This is a genomic window from Haemophilus parainfluenzae (genome assembly GCF_036288925.1).
Lineage (GTDB): Bacteria > Pseudomonadota > Gammaproteobacteria > Enterobacterales > Pasteurellaceae > Haemophilus_D.
Window position 1 is genome coordinate 1944499 of the sequence record NZ_CP127167.1, and the last position, 24942, is coordinate 1969440.

Genomic DNA, 24942 nt, shown 5'->3' on the forward strand with positions numbered 1-24942 from the left:
AAAATGCGTCCTTGAACTGAATCACTCTAATTTGTGCAGTAGGGTAGAGTGTTTTGAAAGGTGCAATCGCCTCCTCTAAACCTGCAGGTTCTCTTTTCCCCTCTGCGTGAATAAGGGGGTGCGCGTGCATTGCCTAAGCTAATTTCTAGCGTGTAGTGATTTAAATTAATCTCCTTAATCTTCGTAAGTTTCCCCTGCAGGGTATAAGCGCGATGAAGAATTAAAATATCCCCTTTGCTTTCTCGCATTGCGATAACAATCGGCATAAAAGCATCCTCAAAAACGTGATGGCCAGCCGTTAAAATAAAGGCGGTTTTACTCATTGCTCACCCCCTGTAATCTCTCACTCTTAACTCGTTCAATATTGAGGCGGTTTATTTGTGTGATCACTTCTTCAAACTTATGAATCAAATAGCCGTTAGCTTGATTAAAGTCTTTTAGGGTAATTTGATTGTCTCGGCAAAATGTTATCCCTTGAGATTTAGCCAGCGCATTAAAGAGCTTGCCACCAGCTTTTAATCGGTCGATTAAGTCCATCATTTCATCACGCATTTTTAGCTTATGATGAAAATCATCGGGGTAAACGTCTAAACAACGTTGGTTACTGTCTAAAATCAGCTTAAATTGGCGTGTAAGCTGGGCAAATTGAAAGGCTAAGGGATTAGCGTATAGTTTGCTTTTAACCTCGCTACGTGCGTTTCCTTGCGTATTTTTAACCGATTCATTTTTGGTTTCGTTGTTGCTGGTGGCTTTATGGTTAGCTTTCCACTGCTCAAGCTGTGCCATTGCATTAGTTGGTTTCATTTTCTCCCCCTTTCAAAACCGTGATCACTTCTAACACTCGACCTAAAATATCGGTTTGCCCTATTTCGTGCTTGCATCTGATTTTTGCCTGTAACGCCTCTCTAAGCGTGCCATATTCGCCTGCTATGAATTGGTCGCCATCGTCATAAACAAAGATTAATTGATAGGGTAGGTTCACTTGATTAATCATCATTTCTTTCAATCTCCCCATCTAAGCCACCAGCAAGATAATATTCGCTTAAGCTAGCGGTTTCTCTTAACGCATTGAGTAGATAGGCATTTGCCTTGATTAATCCCCCGATATGTTTCACGTTATCGTTACTCATTGCCTCGCGTGTAAAATCCTGCTCTGTGTCGGCAAGATTGCCTAATGTTTGCATTAAGTCGCCTAAGTGCATCAATCCATATTCGATAGATTCACATAACATTTCAGATTCATTGCACAAGTCTGTTAATTTTTCCTTGCTTATTGGTACAGGGATTTGCTTATAGTTGTTAATGTCATTAAATTCCGCTATTTCTTGTAGTGCAGATAAAATTGATTGATTAAACATTTGCGCCCCCTTGTGCTGAAGATACAGAAAGGGTAGGAAGTGCCGCTAAAGTGCGGTTGTTTTTGGGGTAGATTTTCATTGTTGGATTTCCGATAGATTTAGTTAATGTAAGAGTATCGCCCGTAAATGGGTGCGATACAGACTCAACTACCGCTATCGAACGGCTAGCCTTATTCGTGCGGATAAACTCCGCCTTATTTCGGCTTATCATCTGTACCGCAAATTCGATATAAGACAACGTGCCTAATTTTTTAGGAACGTGCAAGGAATGAATTTTAGGTAAAAAAATACCGCATTGATAAGGGTTGCGGTTGCCCTCGATAGTAGTAGTGCTTTCAATACTACCTGTATCTTCACATTTCGGCAAGCTGTGATTATTTACAGAAAGAGGAGAGCGTACCGCTAAAGTGCGGTTGTTTTGAGGATTGATTCTCGCCACCACCGCAATAAAACGATAATCAGCAGATAGGCTCAAGCGTGCCTGTTCTTCGGTGGTGGAATTAAGAGATATGACGCATAAGTTAAAATGCGCTTGTGTGCGATTGACGCAAAGAAATTTGTAGATCATTTCTGCGGTGTCCTTGTATAAATTTTCAGGAACTACCGCTAGACTTCTCACGGTCGGGCGGTAGAACGTAACAAGGTGAGAAACTGCCATACAAGGAAGACAGCCCGTCATAGACGGCTCATTACGCTCTACCATTGAAGAATAAATTGTTGATAAATGTTGAAACAAAATCCGCAATTTATTTTGAGGTGTGCGAATGTTACGAACAAAAAAAGCACGGTTTAATGGCGTGCTATCGTTCGCCTTGTATAAATTCAGCTTCTCACGGCTGACAATCACTTTTTCTGATTGCGAGGAAATAATGCCATTTTGTGATAAGGTTGTAAAGAGGTTTCACAGAACAGGAAGAATAATTAGAATATCCTCAAGCCATAAACGATAGGGCATAGCACGTTACGGACGTTAAGCAGGTGCCAGTTGTGAACCAAGCACTATGTGAGTTTATGGCTTCTTTTTCTTTTAGAGTTTCATCATTTGATAATAAGCATTGCGCTTACTTTTTCAGGAACTAATTCCGCAAAGTGGTAAATCATCTAAATTTTCATAGCTGGTTATATCCCACTCCTGAAATATGTCATTAAACCCACCCAAATGAGCCATAGAGGTTTTTTTATAGGTAGTTAGTAGGATTATTAGGGTATCTAGTTTTTCTCGCTCTGTGAGCGTTTTATCGCCATTTATGCGCATTAGTGCAGAGTCGGCATTATTAGCCCCATCAACTATCGCTATAGGTAAATCTATATTTAGCTGGTGGTTATGAACTGTATAAGCTGTTTTGCCTTGAGATATGCACCGAGAAATGAAGTTATTTTGACTTAGTGTAACGAGTAGCGACCTGCCGTCTTGCCATCGGCATTGTAAGGCTTTCAAGCTTTGTCTGTTTGCTCTGCGTGTAATTGAATAGCTAAACTTTTAGCCTGTTGAATTAATAGATTCATTTTAAATGCTCCAAGTTTTATGCTACTACCTAATCTTAGACAAGATAATTTAGATTTTTTGATGTTAACTGAGTTAACCAATGATGTTAACTGAGTTAACCAGTTTGTTTATTTTGTAATCAATGTTTTGGTCTATAGGTTAACTGAGTTTACCTGTCAGAGCATTTTTCTTCGTCTCATAGGTTAACTGAGTTAACACCTATATATATTATATGCCATAGGCTATGTTTTTTTATTGTGTTTTTTATCTGTAAAATTATTGAAAAAATGAACGATAAATACAGTTTGGTCTTCGACAAAAAAATTTTGGCTCACACAAATTCAATACCTCTTCCACTTATCGCTCGCTCTTTCAGTTGCTTTAATTGAAATACCTGCTTTGTTCACATCATTTAGCGGAAAGCACGTTAAGGCATAAAGCGAACATTGATTCTTGCCACCTTGTCGAGTGACCTCCAAAAAATCGGCTTCACTTAATTCATCAAGTGCTTTTTTCAATCCCGGCTTAGATAATCCAAAGGTTTCTTTAGCTTTATTCAGTGGAGCGGATAAGTCACCATTATTGATTTTGTTGTAAAGCCCTATCATCCTCATTAATACCCATCGTGCCGCAAGACTTAACTGTCCGACTTCTTTACTGTTGATCATATCATGGCGTAACATCGAGTAAGTGCTGCCATTTGTGAATCGCTTAAATTCATTTTTCTTTTTCGAACTTCTGCCTTTTCTTTCTGCGTAACTCTTCATATAATAAACTCGTTCAATTGATATTTAATCTTGCCTATGCCCATTCTTGTGAAAGCATAGGCATTTTTGTTTTATAGGGTTGATGCAAGGCTAAAAGCCACCAGCAATAAGGCGATAAAGATTAGAAATTGAATCATCTCGGTAAAGTCATTCATTGTGTTTCTCCTTTATTCCGCTCTTTCACGCTCTGCCAGCTCGGATAATCTGCCTTTACGCTCGTGATAGCTCATATCAAGATTGATTAAGGCTGTGTTCGTTGCTTGTAATGTTTTTAATAGTTTCAGTTGCGATACATCAAGCGCATCTCGAACATTGCCTACAATGCCGTGTTTAGCTTTCCATTTCCGCACATTTGAACCAATAACAAGGCTATCTAGCATTTCTTGATTTTGGCTGTAGTGATAGGCTTTAGGTTTCACACCTGCACGCACTAGTTGAGCCTTAATTGCATCAGTCATTTCCTTGTTTCGGTCAATGCTTTCCAATCGCTCTATAGTTTTTGATAGGGTGTTTTTATATATGGCAGGTGATGAAGTTCTTAGCTGTTTTTCAGCCTCAATAAAATGCTGTCTTATTGCTCGCCCTATTTCGTTCTTTTCCATTAAGCATAGGTGCTTTGCCATATCTAAAGAAACGATATAATCAATCAGCTTTTGCGGTCGTGCCATCGGTGAAAGCTGTTCATTATTTGCGCTCACCAATTCGGGGGAGCTCAAATTTTCTACAACCACAAAATCTTGATTTTCGATAAAGCCTGCTTGTTTGATTCTGGCTCTAATCCATGTGGAATAATCCCTCCCAACTTTTAAGAATCGGTGCACATCTCGGGCATTGATTCCGCTCGCGCCATTAAAACGGTTCTGCGGATTGGCTAATAGGTTGATAATTTCTGCTTTGCTTGTATCAAGCTCCGATAAATCTAGTTCAATTCTATTTTTCATTGTCTATCTCCTTACGCTGCTTTGCGCTGTTTGGTACATTGGCTGGCGTTTATTTTGTTCATTCTGATAATAGGACGGCTGGAAATTGAGCCGTCTAAAATCCTCTGAACAATCTAAGTTTTTAATCGCCTATCTCCTGTTTTCTTTTTCTCATCATCTCTAAGTGTTTTTTCGTGGTGTAAAAACTCGTTTCTAATCGCTCGTTCTTCCGTAGTCCTGCCGTCATCTTCGTGAAGTTGTCTATTTCGCACTGAATCGCTACAAGGCGCTGTTCTAACACTTGAATGACCTCATCTATCGGGTATGGCTCGTTATCGCTGTATAGGCTCATAAACGTGAAGATTTGATGCGATTTTCTATAGTGTTGAATGGCTTGTTTAAGTAGAAAAAGATTGTTTTTTGCTATGGTGCATTTCATTAAATACTTACCCTTTTATTAGTGGATCTTTTTGTTCCCAATTAAAAAAATGTCAGGGTTTTCATAGTGGATCTTTTTAACCGCCCCATCTCTTTAAACAACCCTTTCATTCCACGAGGAATAACAACAGGGCGGGGCGGTATCTTTATCGGCTCATAGACTTCATCACTGATCAAATCCGCCCGCCATGTTCTTCCCCTGTAATGAGGTAAGGTCTCCCCACGTTGTTGCATCTCTGCTTTTTCCTGCTCGATTTGCTCCCATACTCGGCAATGATTCAGTAGGTCACTGGCTCTTGCTCGTAGTGTGTGCGGTTTCATTCGATTAGCTCGCTCATCACCTAGAACCGCCAATAAAGCATGCGTAGCGTTACCCATTCGCGCATAGGCTTTCGCAAATTGGCTTTCTATCTCTTTTCCGTAACTCATTTTTAAATCCCCCCTCTTTGGCCAGCGCCCAAATTTGGACGCACCCTCGCGCGCGCGTACTGCTCCGAAAACTCTTGTTAATCCACCAGCGGTAAATAATTCGTATCAGCTCTATGTTCTTGATGAATAGCCAACACTTCGATTTGCCGTTTTAAGTCGTCAATATCTGATAGCACTACACTTAACCTATCTAAAACAAACTCTAAGCCGTCTTTGTGAGTGAATGGGATTTGTACTTTCTCCCCATCTTCGGTGGTGGCTGTTTTGGTAATTTTGCCATCTAATGTTGCATCTGCTATTTCGTAAGTTTCCTCAATAGCTCGGTAAATACTCCATAGCGTTGCATACTCGCGTTTTTCGGTGTTGGTCTGTTGATTTGTGTTAGTCATTTTTTTCAATCGCTCCTTGCTCGTTTAATTCAACATTCCGCCCATTTCGGTAAATGTCAGTTTTTCATCTTGGCAAAATTGTTGTTCAAGGTGCCGCATGGTTTCTTGTTTGGTATCAGTGGAAAGGATTTCAGCAAGTGGAATGAGTGCGCCATTTCCTTTTTTCATCGGGTTAAATGCAATGCCATTTTCAGAAAGTGCGGTAAGTTCTTGTTGCATTTTTTCATCAATCAGTAACGTGGCTTTTGTGCTTTGTTGAAGAAAAGCAATCATGATCAACGCCTCTTGCATCGTGTCAGCATCAATGCCTAAGGGTAGAAAATCGCCCACATCAAGCCATAAAACGGTATTTACCCCCCAATCTTCAGAAGTTACCGTTAAATGTGGAAATTGCGCCTTTGAATAAGTAATTGAAATCGGGGTATTAATTAAATCTTTGCGCCCTTGTTCTGTTGTGCAGTCTTTGCAATCGGTCATTTTTAATTTCTCCTTAGTCGTTATATTGATGATTTTGGCTTACTTCATTTTGGTGCAGTACATACACGCCCACACGGTGCGCTAATCCGCTTGAATCGGTTTCTTTGCGGTAAAAGGTATCAATATGAAAGCCTTTATCTCTGAGTTCCTTAATTCGTGCCGGTGGATAATAAATGCCCATTTGGCGTAGTTCGTTAGTGCTGTACGGGCGCTCTCTCAGTCGTTCAATGGTGAATCGGCGTTGTTCGCCTGTGCTGGTGGTGGAAATAATCATTAACGCCCTCCTATGCTCTTGCTTCTGCCAGCTTGGCAATGTAAGAGTTAATTTCGCTTTCCAAGTAACCGACTGAATTAACCCCTAATTGAATTTTCTTTGGAAAGTCCGGGCGGTAACGTTTCGATTTAGGGTTTTGCCAATCGGCAAAGGTGGATTTGCTTACGCCTAGCATTTTCATTGTGTCAAGGCGGCGGATAATACGATCTGATTGATTCATTGTGTTTACTCCGTACTGGTTGGAATGGTTAAAGCCGTTTGGGGCTTTGTTGTGTCGGAGTGGATTGTAGAAAAGTGAAAATATTGAATCATCGCAACGAAAAAGATATTTTCGTTACGAAAAAATAGGATTGATTTTTAAGGATTTTTAGCAGATATGAAAAACGCCCTGAAATGGGCGTTAGTGGATTATGGTTTTAGTCTTTTGTTGGCGTTGGCAAAATATTCTTCGATTGTTCGTTGTTTTAAGCCTTTTGCAGAAATATTTTCATTTTGGCGGCGCTCTAAAATCTTGTCTATGATTTCACTTTGTGTCCATTTCTTTGCTCTAGTACCTATTATCTGTAAAACTTCGCCTAATAGATACATAGCATTATCTAAATCTAATTTGCTATTGGAATCTACGTCACTATCTAAACTAGCTAAAAATTGGTTTAAATGCTCTGTTTGAATAACAAAAAATGCGCCATCAATTTCTTTTATTCCAGAACAGGGATAATGAAATTTTTTGTATTTATTGACACGTTCAAGCCCATCCAGTTCTATATAAGGTATATCATCAACAACAGTTTGACGCTCTATTACAATTCCGTTATTTGTAAACACATAAAAACCCGCCAAATTATAAGTTGGGGTAAGTTTTAAGTTTCTTTCGAATTTAAATGCATTTTCAATATCAATTTTAGAATTTCCAATTAATTTAACTTCATAAATTCCAGCTTTGAGGAGGTATAATTCAGGATACACTTTTATAAATTCGTCCGAATTACATTTCTCATACTCATATATTTTGGCAACCTCTCCCTCAAGTCCGGTTATTTCCTTAAATTTTGAAGCTAATTCAACATCCGTTGTAACATGGCAAATTTTTCCATCCCAATCATGAGGAAAATTAACTGAAATTCTAAGTTGTTCATCCGATGCTAATTGGAAAATATCAGCTTTAGTTACATCTTCGCCTAACTCAATACTTAATCGATGGGCGGCTTCATCAATAGTGAGCCATTTTTTTAGTTTATAAAGTTTTTCCATCTGTTCAATCTTAATGTTTAATCTAAGGTGTTTGTAAGCAGTAAAACGCCGTCAAAAACGACCGCACTTTACTTCATGTTTCATCAGTCTCTAAGCCACAATCTTCAAGTGAAATTGCGGCAAAGTGCCTTGTGAGGATTGTTCTACAAAATCCGCCCATGCCTGTAATAGCTTGAATCGCTGTTCTAATTTTTCCCCTCTGTCATAGGCAGTTTTTACCCGGTCTGAATTGAGGTGTGATAGTGCCACTTCAATCAAATCACTATTAAAGCCCTGATCGTTTAAATAGGTGCTGGCGATACTGCGTAAACCGTGCGCCACCAATTTACCGGCATAGCCCATTCGCTTAATCGCGGCATTTGCCGTTTGCGTATTAACGTGGGATTGTGGGTTCTTTACGCTCGGGAAGAGGTAAGTTTTTCCGCCACTCAATTTTTTAATTTGTCCTAACAGGGCTAGGGCTTGCCGTGATAACGTGATTCTATGTTCAATGCCACGTTTCATTTGCTCCGCTGGAATCGTCCATATCCTGTTTTTCTCGTCAATATCCGCCCATTTCGCCGTAGCTGCTTCGTTCGGTCTTGTCATGGTGAGCAGTTGCCATAAAATCAAATAACGCGTCTGTAAGTGAATCTGAGCGTTTTGTAGCGTGAACATAAATTCGCTTAAATCCTCAGGCTTAAGGGTTTTAAAATGTTCAACCGTTGGGCTGTCAAATTCCTTTGCGATATTTGCCGTTGGATTAAAAGAGATTAAGTCTCGGTGTAGGGCGTAAGTCATGATCTCGTTATGCTTCTGAATCGTCCGTTTGAGCTTTTCTAAATGCCCTTCATCTTGATACTGCTTAAATGCCTTTAATGCCATTGGCGCGGTAATTTGGGAAATAGGTAAATGTCCGAAATGTGGCAATAAGCAACGATTGATCAGGCTTATAACGTCTTTTTGATAATTATCTGAAAAGTTCTTTTTGGTTTTGCGATACTCAAGCCACGCCCACGCCACCGCTTCATAGGTATTATTCAGCTCATTTTGTTTCGCTTGTTCTTGCTGTTGGCGATAGATTGCTGGATCGATATTCTGCGCAAGTAAAGATAAATACTCATCTCTAATTGCTCTTGCTTGCTGTAAAGAAATATCAGGGTATTTGCCAACGCCAATTAACGCCCTTTTCTTTGGTTGCGTGAAAGGCTTGTAATAGTTAAACCGCCATAACTTAGCCCCATTGGGCTTAACCAACAGATAAAGCCCTTTGCCATCGGATAGGGTAAATTCCTTTTTCTGCGGCTTGGCTTTGTCTATTTTCGTGCTGTTTAGCGGTGTAATTATGCGTGCCATATTGTTTCTTTCTGAGAGTTGAAAACTGTTCTAAATAACTTAGACGGCGATTCAGACTTTTAAAAATCGGGTATAGCTAAAACATCGTTAACACTTTTTTCTAACAGGTTTTGTGCGATTTTAGTTATATCGATTTTGTTATACGGCTGTCAGTATAACTAAACGTATAACTAAAATTCAAGGATTTTATAGGATTGGATAGGAATGCTTAGGATATAAAAAAGCCCTTGAGGTCAATATTTTCAAGGGCTTTTAGGATTTGATAAGTTTGCTTTGGATTGTTATTTGGTGGAGCTGGCGGGAGTTGAACCCGCGTCCGAAATTACTCTACCTTCAGTACTACACGTTTAGTCTCGTCTTTAATTTCACTTAAGCATGCGGACAGACACGCTAAACTTAAGCTAGTTTGATTCAATTTAGTGCTTCGATCCTCAAACAGCGGCTTCCACACGATCTCGTTTTGGTTTGACTCCGCTTTATCTCCGTCTTACGAGCGGAAGCTGGGGAGCGAAGGCTATGAGCAGGTTATTAAGCTGCTAAAGCGTATTGTTCGTCGTTTGCGACTATTTTTTTGCGGTTTATTTACGAGGCCTACCGCACCTCGACGTGCACCTTGGGCTTCGCTAATCCCGTCGAATCCAAAATCAGCCCCAAAATTCTTTTGTATTTTATCAAAAAATTCAAGAAAGGAAAAGATGCTATTTATTAATCAGGAAAGTCAAGGTAAAATTTTGCCACTTTTTTATAAGGAATCAAATCAATGAAAACATTAAAATCTCTGACCGCACTTTCATTAGGTGTATTATGTTTAGCATTTAACACGCAAGTTATTGCAAAAGAAGCGACACCAGCAACCCAACAAGTAGCAAAAGCGAGTGATAACATCGACAAATACCTTGCCATCAATATTGGTAACCGTGAAATGGTGGTTGATGAAAATGGTCAAGCATTAAGTGCATTCAAACATGAAATCACTAACATTGGGCAAAAGCCAATCCAAAATATTCAATGGGTAGGCGTGTATGTGAATAACCGTAAAGTTATTTACAGCCAAGATATGCAAATCAATTTACAAAGCCCATTACAACCAGGTAAATCTTTAAATATTAATTTGCAAATCCCGTTTGTTCAACTGGCTGAAGACGCACGCAAAGCCTTTATGAATCAACAAGAAAAAATTGACGTTTATACGATTGAACGTATTGTAAAATTCTCCGATAAAACTATCCTTTCTGATCGTTAATTCTTTTATCTAGCCCACGCAATGCGGGCTTTTAACAACTGTATACTTGAACAGCTATTTTCTTTTCGATATACTAAAAACACGCCTAATTTTGACCGCACTTCAACTATGAATTCCACCCGAAAAATCATTCACATTGATATGGATTGCTTTTATGCCTCTGTTGAAATCCGTGAAAATCCAACGCTACAGGGAAAACCTGTCGCGGTGGGGGGAAGTTCTCGACAACGTGGTGTACTCACTACCTGTAATTACGAAGCACGAAAATTTGGACTGCACAGTGCGATGCCGACAGCACAAGCTATCAAAAAATGCCCGAATCTAATTTTAGTGCCAGTTAATATGCCCCTTTATAAACAGGTATCCGCACATATTCATCATATCTTTCAACGCTACACTTCTATTATTGAGCCACTTTCCTTAGATGAAGCTTATTTAGATGTTACGGATTGTACACAATGTTCAGGATCCGCCACTTGGATCGCACAAGAAATTCGCCAAGCCATTTTTGATGAATTAAAGCTGACTGCCTCTGCTGGTGTGGCTCCCCTTAAATTTCTCGCCAAAATTGCTTCCGATATGAATAAACCGAATGGGCAATTTGTGATTAAACCTCATGAAGTTGAGCAGTTTGTAAAAACGTTACCATTGAAGAAAATCCCTGGTGTGGGGAAAGTCACCTCTGAACGTTTATTGAAAATGGGGCTAGAAACTTGCGAAGATGTGCAAAAACTCGACCAATCTATTTTGTTAAATATCTTCGGTAAAATGGGCAAGCGAATTTGGGATTTTAGCCATGGCATTGATGATCGTGAAATTCAAGCGCATCGGGAGAGAAAATCTATCGGCGTAGAACGCACTTTATCCGAAAATGTTCGTCATCTCGAACAAGGCATAGCATTGTTAGATAATCTCTATACCGAGCTTATTCGTCGCATTGAACGAAGCGCGCCGAATATCCCTTTAACCGCTTTTCGCAAAATTGGGGTGAAATTAAAATTTGAAGATTTTCAGGTGACAACCTTAGAAAAAACTGGCCTAACTTTATCGTTAAAAAGCTTTCAGCAATTACTGGAACAAATTTGGCAACGTAGCCATGGGAAATCCATTCGTCTCGTTGGATTACACGTGAATTTACCAGAAGAAAGCCATTTAGAACAAATGAGCTTGTGGTAAAACACAAAAGAAAATGACCGCACTTTTATTCATTCCATCCCGAGTTGGATAACTAAAAAACAAAAGTGCAGTCATTTTTTGATGAACTTGTTGAGTTGGTCGATAAGCCGAGTTCTGTCGTGGACAATCATTCCTCTAGGCGACAAATTACTCTGCCGCTCAAGCAACCTACCCGAACTCTGGACGGGCCATCCATTGAGTTCCTATTTGGTCTTGCTACGAGTGGAGTTTACCTTGCTGCACGTTGTTACCAACGGCACGGTGTGCTCTTACCACACCCTTTCACCCTTACCGTTTTCACGGCGGTCTGCTCTCTGTTGCACTGGTCGTCGGCTCACGCCGCCCGGACGTTATCCGGCACTCTGCCCTTTGTAGCTCGGACTTTCCTCTCGTTTACTTGTCCCACTAGGTCGTGCGAACACGGTTAAGGGCTTCAATAAACCAGCGATTGTCTAACCAACTCGCGGCGTAGTATAGGGGGAATTCAAAGAGCGGTCAAATTTTCATTCTTATTTTTAATAACTTCCGTTAAAATAGCCCTACAAAACACGGTTATTTTCAACCGCACTTTTATCATAAGGATTTCCTATGAATTATTTACAAATCGCACGAGAAACCCTTTCCGTTGAAAGCCAAGCGCTCGCTCAACTAAGCCAACGTTTGGATGATGCGTTTTCTCAAGTTGTCGATCTTATCCTTACTTGCGAAGGTCGTTTAGTCATCGGTGGTATTGGTAAATCGGGGCTAATTGGCAAAAAAATGGTGGCGACCTTTGCTTCTACAGGGACGCCAAGTTTCTTCCTTCACCCGACTGAAGCCTTTCATGGCGATTTAGGTATGCTAAAACCGATCGACATTGTGATGCTGATTTCTTATAGCGGTGAGACAGATGATGTAAATAAGCTCATTCCAAGTTTGAAAAACTTTGGTAATAAAATTATTGCTTTAACCAGCAATAAAAACTCTACGCTTGCTCGCCATGCGGATTATGTTTTAGATATCACGGTAGAGCGTGAAGTCTGCCCAAACAATCTCGCACCAACCACTTCTGCGTTAGTCACGTTAGCCTTAGGCGATGCTCTTGCGGTTTCATTGATTACTGCGCGTCATTTCCAACCAGCTGATTTTGCGAAATTCCATCCGGGTGGTAGCCTTGGTCGTCGTTTGTTATGCAAAGTAAAAGATCAAATGCAAACTCGCCTACCGATTACCACACCAGATACCAGCTTCACTGATTGCTTAACTATTATGAATGAAGGTCGTATGGGTGTGGCATTAGTCATGAAAAACCAACAACTTAAAGGTATTATTACCGATGGTGATGTGCGCCGAGCATTAACGGCTAACGGAGCTGACACGCTTAATAAAACCGCGAAAGAATTGATGACCTCGTCACCGAAAACTATTCATGAAAATGAATTCTTAGCAAAAGCAGAAGACTTAATGAAAGAGAAGAAAATTCACTCTCTTGTTGTGGTCAATGATGAAAATAATGTTGTGGGCTTAGTGGAGTTCTCAAGCTAATGATTAACGAAAAATTAAAGAAAATTAAATTGGTCATCACCGATGTTGATGGCGTATTAACTGACGGACTACTCCATTATGATGCAAATGGCGAAGCCATTAAAAGTTTCCATGTGCGCGATGGGCTTGGTGTCAAAATGTTGATGGATGCGGGTATTCAAGTAGCCGTATTATCGGGCAGAGATTCGGCGATTCTGCGTAAGCGAATTAGTGATCTCGGAATTAAGTTGTTCTTTTTAGGTAAGCTTGAAAAAGAAAGTGCTTGTTTAGATCTCATGAAACAAGCTGGTGTTACTGCTGAACAAACGGCCTATATTGGTGATGACAGTGTCGATCTCCCCGCTTTTGCAACCTGTGGCCTTTCTTTTGCTGTGGCAGACTCTGCACCTTATGTGCAAAATGCTGTGGATTATGTGCTTTCACTTGGCGGCGGAAAAGGTGCATTCCGTGAAATGTCTGATATGATTTTACATGCTCAGGGCAAAGATGAAGTCTATACTTCAGCCAAAGGTTTTTTAAAATCCGTCAAAAATATGGGCCAATAGCACTCCTCAAAACACCTAAAAAAATAACCGCACTTTGATTATTCAAAAGTGCGGTTATTTCTTTTTATGTTTTATTGATTTGCCGGTAAAGCACCTGAATTCCAAGTCGGTGCTTCAGCGGGTTTCTTCACTTGTAACATAAAGCGCTGATTTGCCGTTGCTTGTGGTTGAACGATCGTACCCGATGGAGTCGAGAACGAAATACCGCCTTTTAACAATTGTTGTACACTACCAGTATTAAACTCTGCGCCTTTCCAACCAAGGTTGAAATCATAACCCGATGAAACCCAGAACTCTGAATTTTTACGTACCAAATGTTGATACTTCGGTGTAATCGCAATATGTACCAACACACGATCGCCTAAAGAATTCAATTCAAACTTACGAACGGTTCCCACTTCAACACCGCGATAAAGCACTGGTGAGCCTTCCGTTAAATTCATCGCATCACTGGTTTCCAAAATAAATGGCACGCCATTGCTGTATTTATTTCGAGGTTGTGCAGTTTGTGCTAAATTAAACTGTGTTTTTGATGGACCTTTGCCTAACTCAATATCAATGTAAGGCTGTAAAAGGCTATCTAAGTTTTCAATTCCACCCGCTGAGATTTGTGGGGAAATCACTTTAAATACAGTACCCTCTTTTGCAATCATCCCCATATAACTTGGGTTAATTAATGCTTTCGCTGTGATACGGTTTGTCTTTTGATCAAGAGCAATCTGCTCGACCTCACCCACATTCATACCAAGATAACGTAAGCTCATTCCTTTACTTAAAGCCGTTGCATCATCTGTGAGTAACGTAATCACTTGCCCTGCTGATTTTGCTCGCAATTCACTTGGATAAAGCGTTTTATTTTTACCTGAACCTGTATTATCAAAGCTTATTGCACCTTTTAATGATCGCGCAACCGGTGATGCCTGGATACTAATACCTTTTGGCGTAATATCAATTTGTGCTGCACTTTCTACCCAGAATACACTTTTATCTGTCAGAAGATGTTGATAAGCCGGATAAATATACACATCAATATCAAAGTTATTGGCTTTCGGTCTTACGTTAATAATTTTACCTACTTCAAACTGACGATAAAGCACGATTGAACCTTTACTAATACTTGGTAAATTAGTCGAATGTAATACTATAGTTGGATTTACCAAATTACCCGTAATGCCCGTTTCTGCACTACTAATATCTTTATAAAGTGGATAGCTTGAATGTGGGGCACCACTTCCTTTTTTGGGTAATACTCTCACCCCACCTTGTAGCCATTTTGATGGCATTGCTGATTCAAAACGTAATCCGTCGATACCAAAACTGACATCAAAATTAGAGGCTGCCACAAATTGAGTATTTTCATGAATAAGATTGCGGTATTCCGCCGCAATTGCCGCTTCAAATTTCACACCATCAACATTTAAGTGCTGCTTCACAATTTGACCAATGGCAATATTGTTATAAAACACCGATTGCCCTTCAGCAATACCATAAGTTTCTGGTGCGGTTAAAGTTAAGACTAAAGTATTCGGTGCTTTGAGTAATAACTCATATTCTCGAATCACATCAAATTGCGTTTTGCTTTCTCCACTACCCGGAATAATTTCAAAATAATCTCCACGGAAGAATTTTTTCGGATTAGCCACATCACCCAAATCTAACTTACGATTTTTTAACACAATACGTGTATTTGTTTTTAACAGGCTAGCTTGACTTGGATCAATTAATAATGTGCCTTTTAAAATTTCTTCATTATTTTCAACCGCACTTAAAGATGAAAGAATACCTACCGGTTCATTACCATAATAAACCGAAGTCTGCTCTGCCTGTAAACCCGCTGTGACCGGAATTGTTATACTTACTTCAATCCCTCGTTTGGCTGCTTGTAAATTAGAGTAAAGTTTGTAATTACTGTCTGCAACGGCCTGTGTGCTATCTGCTGGCGAGTCAAATGATACCGCACCTTGCACCACAGAATTTAAACTTTCTATTGCCACATGCATCCCTGATGAATTAATGTTTGCGTTAATACCACTAATATTCCAAAAACGTGAATCTTTCTTCACAAAATGTGCAAAAGATTTATCAATTACCACATCAATTTCTACTTTATTCTCTTTATTGAAGCGGTAATCATAAATTTTCCCGACCGGCATTTTTTTGAAATACACGGAAGCGCCAATCGAAATTGAGCCTAAATCATCTGAAATTAAATGAATGAGCAAATCGCCAGGATTGACTTGTGCAATAGGGCCTTGCTCTTCAGCAATAAATTCATCTTCTGAATCGCCATCACCCGGTTGAAGCGTAATGTAATTTCCTGATACTAAAGAGTCTAAACCTGAAATCCCTGCAAGAGACACACTTGGTTGGACAAGCCAGAATTTGGTATTTTCCTTTAACACATCGGTGGCTTCAGAATAAACGTTAGCCTCAACTTTCACTTTTTGCATGTTGTCGGTAAAGTTAACCTTCTTCACAACACCGATTTGCAAACCCTGGTAACGTATAGGCGTTTTATCTGCAACGAGTCCTGCGCCATTGGAAAACGTGATCGTAATAGTCTTCCCTCGTTCTTGCACAATTTGGAAAAATAAAATGGCACCAATACATAATGCAATAAAAGGCAACAACCAAAACGGTGAGATGCGTTTATTCTTGCGTAATAACGCTTCCACATTGTTATATTGCTCATCAATAGATTGAGATTCTGGTTTATTGTTTTCTGTCATAAATTTTCCAAATTAATCGACTATCAAACTGAGAAGTTGAAATCATAGTTAAAAACACGGCTGCACCAAAATAAAATGCGGCAGGGCCTACAGTAAAATTAATAATCTGTCCGCGTGTGACTAGAGACATCATCAAAGCTAACACAAAAAGATCCAGCATTGACCAACGTCCTACAAAATGAACAATATGTAATAACCGCATTTGCCATTTGATCGAATGTCGCCATTTAAAATGTACACTCGCAAGCAAGTATACCATAATGAGAATTTTACTTATTGGAACAAAAACACTGGCGAAGAATACCACGAAGGCAACAAAATAGCTGCCCATACTAACAAAGGAAATAACACCAGACATTAAAGTATCTTCTGATAGACTACCTGTTAAATAAACACCTGATATAGGAAGTAAGTTTGCGGGAAAAAGCATAATAACCCCTGAGACTAATGTTGCCCAAACTCGCTGTAACTTAATACTATCGGGTATATCAATAACTGATTCACAACGAGGACAAATTGCACGATGACGGTGATCATATTCTTGATCTTCTTTTAAAAAAGTGTAATCACAAGCTGTACAAAGTACTAACGGCTTATCACTTTGAGTAACGGGTTTCTGCTCGGGATAAAAATCATGCCATAAGTCATCTAAATTAATTTTAATAAACAATAAAGTGGTTAAAAGTGCAGTAAAAACAAAAGCAATTAAATATACATCTACTTCTAACGTGGCATATTCGCGCACTTTAAACATGGTAACAGCGAGTGCAACTAAATACACGTCAAACATGACCCAAGGCTTAATATAACCCAAAAATAATAAGACATTACGAGGCTTAATTTTGAGTAATTTAGAAAGCTGCAACATAATGACTAAAATCGCAAAAGAGACAGGCATTAAAACAGCACAGATAAAAATCATAAATGCAGTATAGGAATATCCCTCTACTGCCATTTTCCAAATCCCTTTCCAAACAGAAGCATCAATTTTAGTACCCAGTAAATCTAAGCTCAATAAAGGATAACCTAAAGCAAATGGCATTAAAATTAAGATAGAAAGGGCGATTAATGAACAACGTTTAAGAGACCAACGACTTCCCGATTGCAATTTATGATGGCAACGCGGACATTGCGCATACTCACCTTCTTGCGGACGACAAACAGACACCGTTGCATCACATCCGATACAACGCACGAGTTTATAAGTGGCATGAGAAAAATCAGGTGTTTTTGTCATTATGTTTTGAGAAATTATAAAAGTGGACTATTTTAGCCTGAATTAAGGGAATTTGTAAAGTTATACATTTGAGCTAGAAACGGAATTATTCTGTCCAGCCATTGTCAATTCTTATAAAAGTGCGGTAAACTGTGCAAGTTTTTATTTTTTATCCTAGGAAAACGCAGAAATGACAGATTCTCAAGTTGAAGCCCAAGTTGAAAATAGTGCTGAAGGCATTCAAAAATTAACTGATACAAAAGCGATCATTGCATATCTTGTGGAAAAATTCCCACTTTGCTTTATTGCAGAAGGTGAAGCTAAACCATTAAAAATTGGTCTTTTCCAAGATCTTGCTGAAGCATTAAAAGATGATGAACGTGTCAGCAAAACTCAATTACGTCAGGCTTTACGTCAATACACCTCTAACTGGCGCTATTTACACGGCTGTCGCGAAGGTGCTGAGCGTGTGGATTTATACGGCAATCCTGCAGGTGTCTTAGATGCAGAACATGTTTCTCATGCGGCTCAGCAATTAGCTGAGGCAAAGGCAAAATTTGCAGACAAGCGCAAAGCAGAATTAGCAGCGAAAAAAACACAACAAAAACGCCCTGCTCGTAAACCAAATACAAATCAAACAACTCGCAAACCGAAAGCACCACAAGTGAAACTAAGTGCGGTTGATTTCACGACACTTTCTACTGGCAGTAAAGTTAAAGTAAAAGTTGGTGAGCAAGCAAAAAATGCGACCGTATTAAATTTGGAAAAAGATGGCGCACGCGTAGAACTTGAAAATGGTTTAGTGATGACAGTCACCGCAGATCGTTTATTTGCCTAATAATTTATTTCTTATCGGGATAAGGTTAAATGAAATTACATACAACCAAAAGTCTTATTGCGACAGCAATTTTAGGTGCGTTATTTCTTCATTCGTCTGACACATTTGCTGTGCAGCCGAAATTAAAGCAAAATGATATTACGATTCCTTCCGCAACTGATGCAAATCAGTTGGCAACAAAGCGTGCAACAACACGTTTAACCCAATCACATTATCGCAAATTCCAGCTTGATGACGCCTTTTCCGACAAGATTTTTGATCGTTACATTAAAAGCTTAGATTACAGCCATAACACCTTTTTAAAATCAGATATTGATGATTTACGTGCTAAATATGGTTCTAAATTAGATAATCAACTTAATGAGGGTGATCTTTCAGCTGCATTTGCGATTTACGATCTGATGATGAAGCGTCGCTATGAGCGTTATGCTTATGCACTATCCTTATTAGATAAAGAACCTGATTTAAAAGGTAATGATCAAATTGAGATCGACCGTGAAAAAGCACCTTTTCCAGCAAGCGAAGAAGATGCAAACAAGCTTTGGGAACAACGAGTCAAAAATGATGTAATCAGTCTGAAGTTAAAAGATAAAAAATGGCCTGAAATTAAAGAAAAACTGACTAAACGTTACAATTTAGCCATCCGTCGATTAACTCAAACCAAGGCTGATGACATTGTTCAGATTTATATTAATGCCTTTGCTCGAGAAATCGATCCGCATACAAGCTATCTTGCGCCACGTACCGCAAAAAGCTTTAATGAAAGTATGAACCTTTCTTTAGAAGGAATTGGTGCAACATTACAATCTGAAGATGACGAAACCAGCATCAAGTCTTTAGTGCCAGGTGCGCCTGCTGAACGCAGTAAAAAATTACAAGCGGGCGATAAAATCATTGGTGTAGGTCAAGAAAAAGGTGAAATCGAAGATATTATCGGTTGGCGTTTAGAAGATATCGTTGACAAAATCAAAGGTAAAAAAGGAACAAAAGTTCGTCTTGAAATTGAACCTGCAAAAGGTGGAAAAAGCCGCATTGTCACTTTAGTGCGCGATAAGGTCCGTATTGAAGATCAAGCAGCCAAACTCACTGTTTCTAAAGTTGAGGGTGAAACGGTTGGTGTCATTAAAATCCCAAGTTTCTATATTGGCCTAACTGATGATGTGAAAAAATTATTAGTGGATGCTGAGAAGAAAAAAATTGGTGCTTTAATTGTGGATCTTCGTGAAAATGGCGGTGGTGCGTTAACGGAAGCGGTCGCATTGAGTGGTTTATTCATTACTGATGGTCCTGTAGTACAAGTTCGTGATGCGTATCAGCGTATTCGTGTACACGAAGATGACGACAATGCCCAGCAATATAAAGGGCCATTGCTGGTAATGATCAATCGTTTCAGTGCGTCTGCTTCTGAAATTTTTGCTGCAGCAATGCAAGATTACAATCGCGGTATCATTATTGGGCAAAATACCTTTGGTAAAGGGACAGTACAACAAAGTCGTTCATTAAACTTTGTGTATGATTTAGACCAAACACCACTTGGTGTATTGCAATATACTATCCAAAAATTCTATCGAATTAATGGTGGTTCAACCCAATTAAAAGGTGTAGCAGCGGATATCAATTTCCCTGAAATTATTGATGCAAAAGAAATTGGTGAAGAAAAAGAAGATAATGCATTGCCTTGGGATAAAATTCCTGCAGCGACTTATTCTGAAACCAACAAAGCGCGTAAAGATGTTGAACCATTAAATGAAAAACATCTTGAGCGCATTGCAAAAGATCCTGAGTTTATTGCGTTAAATGAAGATCTTAAAATCCGTGATGAACGTCGTGAGCGCAAATTCTTGTCATTGAATTTCCAAGAACGCAAAGCGGAAAATGACAAAGATGATGCAAGACGTTTAAAAGATCTCAATGATCGTTTTAAACGTGAAGGTAAAAAAGCATTAAAAGATATTGATGATTTACCGAAAGACTATGAAGCGCCAGATTTCTTCTTAAAAGAAGCGGAAAAAATGGCAGCTGATTTAGTAAAACTCAATGCTAATCAACAAAAAGTGGATGCTGAAATAAAACAAGAAGCGACAAAAGCAACAAAATAACGATTATTTTGACCGCACTTTAGCAGATAAAAAAACTGAAGTGCGGTTATTTTTATGAATATTTTTAAAGGTACAGTAATGTTAAAAGGAACAATGAAATTAAGCACATTAGTCTTATCATTATCAATGATGACGTCAGGTTGTGCGTTAGCAGACTGGGCAAAAACAGTTGGGCAACCTCAACAAGCCGAAAATAAAGGCGTTGATATGTCTAAATTAAGCCCTGAAGAGCGTGCAAAACTTGAAGCGGAAATCAAAGAAGACCAAGCTCGCCTAGCAGCTGAAAAGCAAACTATGCTAGAGATGTCATTAACCCATGAAATTGGCGAACAAAATCTGCAGTTCAAACCAATTTTGGCAAAATTATATGCCGATAATAAATATGACTTAATGTGGAAAGACAAGGCTGCAGAAAAACAATTCCTACGTGAATATGCCGCCATGGTAGCATCAGGCATTTCTAAACGTTCTGCGCAATCATTAATTAATTTACATAACGCTGAAAAAACGGGCGGGCTCACCTATGATGTATTACTAAGTGATGCTTTCCTTGATTACTTGTATTACAGCAAGAATGTAAATCAACAAGCACAACGTTGGTTATATACAACGAATGCTTACAAACCAGAATTACCAAATCAAGAAATTATTGACCAATGGCAAAGTGCGGTTAAAAACAATGCGGTTTCTGACTTTGTGAATGGATTATCCAATCATAATCGTTTATACCGTGAAACTGTACAATCGCTCCCGTCAATGATTTCATCTTCAGGTATTTCTGCAATGGGTAAAAAACTTGCTCTCAATGCGCAGCGTTTACGTGTTATTCCTGATTTTGAAAATGGCATTTTTGTCAATATTCCGAGTTATAAATTAAAATATTACCGTGATGGGAAAGCAATCTTAGAATCACGTGTTATCGTAGGAAAAAATGAACGCCGTACACCTGTTATGTATAGTCGCTTAAGCAATGTAGTGGTTAACCCGCCTTGGAATGCTCCTACACGCTTAATCAATGAGGATATTTTACCGAAACTAAAACGTGATCCTAGCTATGCAACAGCTCACAACTATTCTATTTTGGATAGCCGAGGCAATGCCATTGATCCTCACTCTATTAATTGGAGTCGTATTGGTGATAAATTTCCATATCGCATCCGTCAAGCTGCTGGTGACAGTGCATTAGGTAACTATAAATTCAATATGCCAAGTTCTGATGCAATTTATCTTCACGATACACCAAATCATAGTTTATTTAGTAAAAAAGATCGCGCATTAAGTTCTGGCTGTGTACGCGTAGAAAAATCCGACCAACTAGCCTCACTTTTATTACAAGAAGCGGGCTGGTCAGATGATAAAAAACGCAATGTTTTAGCAAGTAAGAAAACGACTTCTGCGAATATTCGTACAAATGACCCCGTATTCTTATATTATGTCACTGCATGGGTGGAAAACGGTCAAACACAAGTTTTACCAGACATTTATAAATACGATGATGCAGCAAGTTTTAGCGGTATTGATTGGGCGGTTGTAAAAAAATATCTTTAAAATGGTTTACACTAGAGAACTTTTTAATACAAAAATTGTCTAGGGTGAAAGATAGGTAATAAAAGAGACTATAAAATGAGTAATATTAACAAAAATCGTCGTAAATGGCTTTCGTTAGGCGGCATTGTTTTAGGCACAAGCATGATGCCAACTTCGGTATTAGCCATGGTCTCTACACCCAAACCTCGCATTCTCAGCTTTTATAATGTCAACACCAATGAACGATTAAGTGGTGAATTCTCTGCAACCACAGGGTTTAGTCGTTCACTACTTGCTAAACTTGATTATTTTATGAGAGATCGCCGTACTGACCAAGTCCATCATATGGATCCTAATCTCTTCATGAAATTTTATCATTTACAAAATAACTTAGGTTTACGTACGGCACAAATTGATGTAATTTGTGGTTATCGTAGTGCTAAAACGAATGCTGTACGCCATCGCCAAAGTCGTGGTGTAGCAAGTAATAGCTATCATATTAAAGGACAAGCGATTGATTTTAGAATGCCCGGTATCCCTTTAGCTAAATTACGTCAGGCCGCTGAAAATCTCAACAGTGGTGGCGTAGGATATTATCCCTATAGTAATTTTATTCATGTTGATACTGGACCAATAAGAGCATGGCGTGGTGCATAGAAAAATGTGATTAAAACCGCACTTCTGTGTGGTTTTTTTGTTATCAACAATAAGGAAAAAAGATGAATATTGAAATTATTCCAGTTACAGCCTTTCAGCAAAATTGCTCACTTATTTGGGATGATGAAAAAAATGCAGCAATTATCGATCCTGGTGGTAATGCGGAAAAGCTTATTCAACGCATTGAAGAACTCGAATTAAACCTTAAAGCTGTCCTATTAACACATGGACATCTTGATCATGTAGGTGCAGCAGAAGCGATTCGTGATCATTTCAACATTGAAATTTGGGGTTCGCAAGAAGAAGATCGTTTTCTATTTGAAAGTCTACCACAGCAATCTCAACAATTTGGTTTACCTTATGTTTCCGCATTTACACCTGATCGCTGGTTTAATCAAGAAGGCGAAGAAATTCAAATTGGCACATTAACCTTTGAAATTTTTCGCCTTCCAGGCCATACACCAGGTCACATTGGCTTTATTGAGCATGAAAAAAATATCGCTTTTACTGGCGATGTCCTTTTTCAAAATAGCATTGGGCGTACAGACTTTCCTCGTGGGAATTTCGATACATTGATCTCATCAATTAAAAATAAATTATTTACATTAAACGACGACATGGTTATTGTTGCAGGGCATGGTCCTTACACAACTATTGGACAAGAGAAACAAAATAATCCGTTTTTGAAGTAAAGATCTGAATTTTGGCTAAAAAAAAGCTCCTAATTTCTTAGGAGCACCAAAAAGGAATTTATGAATAAAATCTCTAAAGTTTAGCTTTATCAAAGGAATCTCGATAAAACATTAACTATTATATTGTTACGCTATAACAAATGCAAGTTTTTTCTTTACATTAATTTACAAACCTTTATAATTTGTAGTATTACTTCAACCGATTTTCCCATTCCTTCTAGAGTAATTAATTCATGCTTACTATGGAAATTATAGCCACCAGTAAAAATATTTGGACAAGCTAATCCTTTTTCCGCTAAAAATGCCCCATCCGTTCCACCGCGTATTAGTTTGTGATTTGGTGTAATACCGCAAGCTTTCATTGCTGCATCCGCAAGTTTAATCGCCAGTGGAACATTTTTAACTGTGTCATACATATTTTTGTAACTGTCTTCAATGACACATTCCACGGGCTCTTTCAGGCTTTTCTCTCTATTAAATTTTTCCACTAATTGATAAATAAACGCCTTGCGTTGCTCAAAATGAGCTTGGTCAAAATCTCGAATGAGATAATGTAGCTCAACTTTCTCAATATCCCCTTTAAAATCATCTAAATGGAAAAAACCCTCTTTACCCGATGTTTTTTCAGGGACATCATCTTTTGGAAAACCTTGTTGAAATTCACAAGCTAACGTAAGCGCATTCACTAATTTGTTTTTAGCATAACCCGGATGAATGCTCCGACCTTTAAAGGTAATTTTTGCAGTCGCAGCATTAAAGTTCTCATACTCTAATTCACCCACTTCTCCACCATCAATGGTATATGCCCAATCACAAGGAAAATCGTCCAATGGAAAATAATGCATCCCTAAGCCAATTTCTTCGTCTGGTGTAAATGCAACCCTAATATTACAATGTGCTATATTTTCTCGTTGCAAGATAGAAAGTACAGTCATAATTTCTGCGATTCCAGCTTTATTATCTGCACCAAGTAGAGTCGTTCCATCTGTCACAATCAAGGTTTTACCAATAAGCTGATGTAAAAATGGATAATACACGGGACTAATAAATTCAATTCCTAAACCTAATGCAATATCTCCCCCCCGATAATTTTCAATCACTTCGGGTTGAACATTTTTACCGCTGCATTGTGGTGAGGTATCAAGGTGGGAAATAAATCCAATAGTTCGTGTTAACTCGGGATGATTTGAAGGTAAATAAGCTGTGACAACGGCATGCTTAGTCACATTGACATCTTGTAAACCAAGTTTAATTAATTCTTGCTGCAAATGTAAAGCCAACTTCATTTGCCCTACTGAACTTGGTGAATGCTTTGCAGACGATTTAGATTGCGTATCAAACGCAACATAAGTTAAAAATCGCTCCAGTAATTTATTATAATCTTGTTCTTCCATTTTGATATTCTCCTTTGTTTTACTGCTAGTCTAATCCCAAAAATCCTTGCTGTTCTTGATATATAACAAGAAAGTGAAGAGTTATAAAATTTTCTGAAAAAAGTGCGGTCAGTATTTCAATAAAATTTTTCCTAAAAACGTGATTAAATCCTTTTCATCATTAACAATTCGCTATATC

At 38.7% G+C, this 24942-nt stretch carries 26 protein-coding genes and 2 other RNA genes; 9 read left to right on the forward strand and 19 right to left on the reverse strand.

The features are described from left to right. Positions 1-26: 26 nt before the first annotated feature. The 15 genes from QQS40_RS09795 to ssrA form a co-directional block, all read right to left on the reverse strand. Complete coding sequence (locus QQS40_RS09795; RefSeq protein WP_329505067.1) at positions 27-323, reverse strand: hypothetical protein; 297 nt, start codon at positions 321-323, stop codon at positions 27-29. Continuing rightward, the gene (locus QQS40_RS09800; RefSeq protein ID WP_329505069.1) at positions 316-804 is read right to left on the reverse strand and encodes a hypothetical protein; all 489 of its coding nucleotides are present in this window, start codon (positions 802-804) and stop codon (positions 316-318) included. The genes QQS40_RS09795 and QQS40_RS09800 overlap by 8 nt, the downstream gene beginning before the upstream one ends. Next, the gene (locus QQS40_RS09805; RefSeq protein WP_329506787.1) at positions 791-994 is read right to left on the reverse strand and encodes a hypothetical protein; all 204 of its coding nucleotides are present in this window, start codon (positions 992-994) and stop codon (positions 791-793) included. The genes QQS40_RS09800 and QQS40_RS09805 overlap by 14 nt, the downstream gene beginning before the upstream one ends. Further along, positions 987-1358, reverse strand: coding sequence for a hypothetical protein (locus QQS40_RS09810; protein ID WP_005656483.1), 372 nt, complete (start codon positions 1356-1358; stop codon positions 987-989). The genes QQS40_RS09805 and QQS40_RS09810 overlap by 8 nt, the downstream gene beginning before the upstream one ends. Further along, a complete protein-coding gene (locus tag QQS40_RS09815; RefSeq protein WP_329505078.1) occupies positions 1351-2205 on the reverse strand; it encodes a host cell division inhibitor Icd-like protein in 855 nt (284 codons plus the stop codon). The genes QQS40_RS09810 and QQS40_RS09815 overlap by 8 nt, the downstream gene beginning before the upstream one ends. Before the next feature lie 980 nt (positions 2206-3185). Beyond that, the gene (locus tag QQS40_RS09820; protein ID WP_118861001.1) at positions 3186-3611 is read right to left on the reverse strand and encodes an ArsR family transcriptional regulator; all 426 of its coding nucleotides are present in this window, start codon (positions 3609-3611) and stop codon (positions 3186-3188) included. A gap of 167 nt (positions 3612-3778) precedes the next feature. Further along, positions 3779-4552: an antA/AntB antirepressor family protein gene (locus tag QQS40_RS09825; RefSeq protein WP_329505082.1), complete on the reverse strand. Its 774-nt coding sequence runs from the start codon at positions 4550-4552 to the stop codon at positions 3779-3781. Positions 4553-5011: 459 nt separating this feature from the next. Next, positions 5012-5398 carry a terminase gene (locus tag QQS40_RS09830; protein WP_329505084.1) on the reverse strand — a complete coding sequence of 129 codons (387 nt, stop codon included), beginning with the start codon at positions 5396-5398 and terminating at the stop codon, positions 5012-5014. Between the two features lie 77 nt (positions 5399-5475). Further along, positions 5476-5787 (reverse strand): hypothetical protein, encoded by a 312-nt coding sequence (locus tag QQS40_RS09835; RefSeq protein ID WP_297567628.1) that lies wholly within the window; start codon positions 5785-5787, stop codon positions 5476-5478. A 24-nt stretch (positions 5788-5811) separates the two neighbouring features. After that, entirely contained in the window at positions 5812-6264 is a 453-nt protein-coding gene (locus tag QQS40_RS09840; RefSeq protein WP_297567630.1) for a hypothetical protein, read from the reverse strand. 13 nt (positions 6265-6277) lie between these two features. Continuing rightward, the gene (locus QQS40_RS09845) at positions 6278-6538 is read right to left on the reverse strand and encodes a helix-turn-helix domain-containing protein (RefSeq protein WP_329505087.1); all 261 of its coding nucleotides are present in this window, start codon (positions 6536-6538) and stop codon (positions 6278-6280) included. 10 nt (positions 6539-6548) lie between these two features. Further along, positions 6549-6758: a helix-turn-helix transcriptional regulator gene (locus tag QQS40_RS09850; protein WP_005594653.1), complete on the reverse strand. Its 210-nt coding sequence runs from the start codon at positions 6756-6758 to the stop codon at positions 6549-6551. A gap of 188 nt (positions 6759-6946) precedes the next feature. Next, on the reverse strand, positions 6947-7789 hold the full coding sequence (locus QQS40_RS09855; protein WP_289901808.1) for a hypothetical protein: 843 nt from the start codon (positions 7787-7789) through the stop codon (positions 6947-6949). A gap of 90 nt (positions 7790-7879) precedes the next feature. Further along, the gene (locus QQS40_RS09860; protein WP_329505090.1) at positions 7880-9124 is read right to left on the reverse strand and encodes a tyrosine-type recombinase/integrase; all 1245 of its coding nucleotides are present in this window, start codon (positions 9122-9124) and stop codon (positions 7880-7882) included. A gap of 286 nt (positions 9125-9410) precedes the next feature. Beyond that, positions 9411-9776: a transfer-messenger RNA gene (gene ssrA / locus QQS40_RS09865) on the reverse strand. Between the two features lie 108 nt (positions 9777-9884). On the opposite strand from ssrA, the gene QQS40_RS09870 reads away from it, so the two are divergent. Both QQS40_RS09870 and dinB read left to right on the forward strand, forming a co-directional pair. After that, positions 9885-10367 carry a hypothetical protein gene (locus QQS40_RS09870; protein ID WP_289901851.1) on the forward strand — a complete coding sequence of 161 codons (483 nt, stop codon included), beginning with the start codon at positions 9885-9887 and terminating at the stop codon, positions 10365-10367. 108 nt (positions 10368-10475) lie between these two features. Next, positions 10476-11543 (forward strand): DNA polymerase IV, encoded by a 1068-nt coding sequence (gene dinB / locus QQS40_RS09875; protein WP_289901852.1) that lies wholly within the window; start codon positions 10476-10478, stop codon positions 11541-11543. Positions 11544-11630: 87 nt separating this feature from the next. Here the strand turns inward: dinB and rnpB are convergent. Beyond that, positions 11631-12007: RNase P RNA component class A (gene rnpB, locus QQS40_RS09880), an RNA gene on the reverse strand. Positions 12008-12131: 124 nt separating this feature from the next. Between rnpB and QQS40_RS09885 the strand changes: the two genes are divergently transcribed. Continuing rightward, a complete protein-coding gene (locus tag QQS40_RS09885; protein WP_289901853.1) occupies positions 12132-13067 on the forward strand; it encodes a KpsF/GutQ family sugar isomerase in 936 nt (311 codons plus the stop codon). Then, on the forward strand, positions 13067-13612 hold the full coding sequence (locus tag QQS40_RS09890) for a KdsC family phosphatase (protein WP_165819669.1): 546 nt from the start codon (positions 13067-13069) through the stop codon (positions 13610-13612). Before QQS40_RS09885 ends, QQS40_RS09890 begins: the two co-directional genes overlap by 1 nt. Positions 13613-13683: 71 nt before the next feature. Here the strand turns inward: QQS40_RS09890 and QQS40_RS09895 are convergent, their stop codons facing one another. After that, positions 13684-16341 carry a PqiB family protein gene (locus QQS40_RS09895; protein ID WP_289901854.1) on the reverse strand — a complete coding sequence of 886 codons (2658 nt, stop codon included), beginning with the start codon at positions 16339-16341 and terminating at the stop codon, positions 13684-13686. Further along, positions 16325-17578: a paraquat-inducible protein A gene (locus QQS40_RS09900; protein ID WP_289901855.1), complete on the reverse strand. Its 1254-nt coding sequence runs from the start codon at positions 17576-17578 to the stop codon at positions 16325-16327. Before QQS40_RS09900 ends, QQS40_RS09895 begins: the two co-directional genes overlap by 17 nt. Positions 17579-17747: 169 nt before the next feature. On the opposite strand from QQS40_RS09900, the gene proQ reads away from it, so the two are divergent. The 5 genes from proQ (at position 17748) to QQS40_RS09925 (ending at position 23370) form a co-directional block, all read left to right on the forward strand. Beyond that, positions 17748-18395: an RNA chaperone ProQ gene (gene proQ, locus QQS40_RS09905; RefSeq protein ID WP_289901856.1), complete on the forward strand. Its 648-nt coding sequence runs from the start codon at positions 17748-17750 to the stop codon at positions 18393-18395. 29 nt (positions 18396-18424) lie between these two features. Continuing rightward, positions 18425-20494, forward strand: coding sequence for a carboxy terminal-processing peptidase (gene prc, locus QQS40_RS09910; protein WP_329505096.1), 2070 nt, complete (start codon positions 18425-18427; stop codon positions 20492-20494). A 78-nt stretch (positions 20495-20572) separates the two neighbouring features. Further along, positions 20573-22042 (forward strand): L,D-transpeptidase family protein, encoded by a 1470-nt coding sequence (locus QQS40_RS09915; RefSeq protein ID WP_329506791.1) that lies wholly within the window; start codon positions 20573-20575, stop codon positions 22040-22042. 75 nt (positions 22043-22117) lie between these two features. Next, positions 22118-22678 carry a peptidoglycan L,D-endopeptidase MepK gene (gene mepK / locus QQS40_RS09920; RefSeq protein ID WP_329505098.1) on the forward strand — a complete coding sequence of 187 codons (561 nt, stop codon included), beginning with the start codon at positions 22118-22120 and terminating at the stop codon, positions 22676-22678. Positions 22679-22740: 62 nt separating this feature from the next. Beyond that, positions 22741-23370 (forward strand): MBL fold metallo-hydrolase, encoded by a 630-nt coding sequence (locus QQS40_RS09925; RefSeq protein WP_289901859.1) that lies wholly within the window; start codon positions 22741-22743, stop codon positions 23368-23370. Between the two features lie 155 nt (positions 23371-23525). On the opposite strand, the gene pepT is transcribed toward QQS40_RS09925, so the two are convergent. Then, a complete protein-coding gene (pepT, locus tag QQS40_RS09930) occupies positions 23526-24764 on the reverse strand; it encodes a peptidase T (protein ID WP_297567653.1) in 1239 nt (412 codons plus the stop codon). Positions 24765-24942 lie beyond the last annotated feature (178 nt).